The organism is Dyadobacter sp. (genome assembly GCF_051859145.1).
Lineage (GTDB): Bacteria > Bacteroidota > Bacteroidia > Cytophagales > Spirosomataceae > Dyadobacter.
Genome location: NZ_JBHYGF010000157.1, coordinates 29,480 through 29,742, shown reverse-complemented (window position 1 = coordinate 29,742; position 263 = coordinate 29,480). Strand labels below are relative to the sequence as shown.

The following is a 263-nucleotide window of genomic DNA, read 5'->3' as shown; positions in this document are numbered from 1 at the left end:
GGGGGTTTTAGGTTTGGATAAAACGGTTACTTCGCTGCTGGCTGGTGCCGGCGTACTTGCACTCGCACTCGGTTTCGCATTCCAGGATTTGACCACCAACTTCATCTCAGGCGCATTCATCGCGATCCAGCGGCCAATCAAGGTAGGAGATATAATTGAAACCAATGGATTTACCGGGAAAGTACTGTCAATCGGGCTGCGCTCTGTGAAGCTCGACAACTTCGCCGGCCAGCACGTAGAGCTGCCCAGCAAGGATATTTTTC

Annotated in this window: 1 protein-coding gene; it reads left to right on the top strand. The window is 52.1% G+C overall.

What is annotated here, in order from left to right:
* Positions 1-263 (top strand): mechanosensitive ion channel domain-containing protein (locus tag ACTIE6_RS10725; RefSeq protein ID WP_439556631.1); only part of this gene is annotated, 263 nt, incomplete at both ends.